This is a genomic window from Litorimonas sp. (assembly GCA_029936425.1).
Taxonomy (GTDB): Bacteria; Pseudomonadota; Alphaproteobacteria; order Caulobacterales; family Maricaulaceae; genus Litorimonas.
Window position 1 is genome coordinate 1 of sequence record JAPYSU010000071.1, and the last position, 2103, is coordinate 2103.

At 48.5% G+C, this 2103-nt stretch carries 1 pseudogene; it reads right to left on the reverse strand.

The features are described from left to right. Window positions 1-435: 435 nt before the first annotated feature. Window positions 436-2103 (reverse strand): annotated as a pseudogene (locus tag ACN0IC_RS15130) (ATP-binding protein); the annotation flags it as partial.

The window sequence follows — 2103 nt, forward strand, 5'->3', positions numbered from 1 at the left end:
GGTGGGTGGGAAACCTTGGTGATCCGTACCGAGGTCTCCGACCAGGACGACTTTTTTGCCGCTCATTGATCGCTCCTTGCTCATCCATGAAGATCTTGGGATATCTTTCAGAATTCCCGAGGCATCCTTGCCGGGCCTGCGCGCCCTTGCGTGACTATCATTCAGAGCTAACCACGCTCCTTGCAGCCAAGTCGGAGTCTAGCAAGGTGCAATAGGGTGTCAAGGAGTACTAGATTCCAGGTTCCGCCATAACGCCACCGCCTTAGGCACTGGGCGTAGATCGGGCTTTTGCTAATGCGCTAGTCTATTGGTGGACCCTTCGATATCGTTCAATTACCGGCATGCAAGAGCTGGCCCGAAGCGCTTGTTCAGTGTGTGGCATTCTGGGCGGCATAACGCGGACGTCGAGACAGTGCAGAATCTAGAAGCCGTTTATCAGCTCCTGTATAGATTCACCCTTATGTCGTCATTGAAGACGCTCCTCTCACTCCATGACGAAATAATATGTCTTGAATCAAGCCATCTGACCAAGTCCTGATTCTCACGAGTATTTTTCAGTTTCGGCGTATTACGCCCAGTTCTTATCTCAGAAAATGGTTTCGGTAGATTGGTCAATACATGACGCACTTCATCGTCCGTCATGAGAAACTGAAATTTGTTAAAGAGTGAAATTTGCATCGCAATCGACGTGGAATGCGTTATCAGAGATTGCGCAACACTCCCATTTAAGTTGGCTATGTTGGCGTCGGTTTTTCCAAGAATCGAGCCTATAAGAGCTGTACGTTCGGGAAGATCGACTAGCGCTTCGAGGTCCATCATTTCGATTATCTGGAGCTTGGCTGCATTATCGATTTCAGATTGAAGCAGCTCCTCTCGAAGGTCATCATCGATTACAAGGTTTTCTGGATCGGCCAGATAATCATCCATGTTGATCGCTACGAATCGTACCTGCAAAGGCCTGGTGTCGGCGAGCCAGTCAAGGTTTTCCTGAGTAAATGAGACTTTTCGTTCATCTATAAGGATTCGAATTTTTTCCGGCTCGAGTGCTTCCGGTAGGGTCTGGATTGGCCTCGGCAGGGCGCGAGCGTATTCTTGATAGGCGGCATCAGATAGAGAGCCTGCGTTAAATATGAATAAACGCAGTTGCCGTGAATCCGTGTCGCTTGGTATTGGGTGTTCCAGGATGGCAGCACGAACCATCTCTTGATCAAGATAACCAATTAAGCTATTCGCCTCGAATCCTTCACTTTCCATGAAGGCCAAACAATTTTCCCAAGTTGGCTGGATCACGCTTTGGTCGAACAGCATCGCCTGTAATCTTTCAGGCACGTCCTCCAAAGATGGCAACTGAGCTGTCTGTCGTTCAAGAAACTCTCGAAGATCATCATGATCAATATCATCGTGGCGTATCACGTCTAGAATTGCGGAGGCAACCTCCTTTGAGTTTTCTTGAAGCTCCAAGAGAATCTCATGGAGGTATCGATGTAAATCGCGCTCTACTCGATTAATCAAGGGTGCACTATTCGTCGAACGTATAGTCGTGAAGTTCTTTTCATGTAGGGACTCTAGATCGTTCTCTCCCAAAATCTCTTGGTAGACATACTCCAGATTCGAGATCGTGAGTTCGAAAAGCTCCTCCTCGAACATGACACGTACAATTTCAGAGTGTTCTTTGATTGCTGCAAGATCTTTGATCTCAAAGTCGAGACATGCAAGGCGTTCCGGTTCGAGTTCGGGTGAATTCACCAGAATCTCTGGAAGGTTCGCGGAAACAAATTCCGGTAACTCCTCAAAATCCCTTGCGAGCTGTCTGAGCGAGGTTTCCGGTAGGTTCGAGACCAGTTGGGTGACGTGGGAGATATTATTAGGGCTCGCAATGACAGTTGGAACTAGACCTTTCCAAGCTTTGACTAGCCCGGAAAGAAGTCCTGCAACATCGCGACCGCTGGTGTAATAGGCATCGAAAAAGTCCTCGCAGCTCTCGAACTGGGACGAGAGCAACTCGAAAAGCTTCCGCGTTTGGTCGAGGTAACTGCCCCGGTCACTCAGGAGGCTATCGACAAGCTTAACGTTCAAGACGTAGCTTTGCCGGAAGTCTTCATC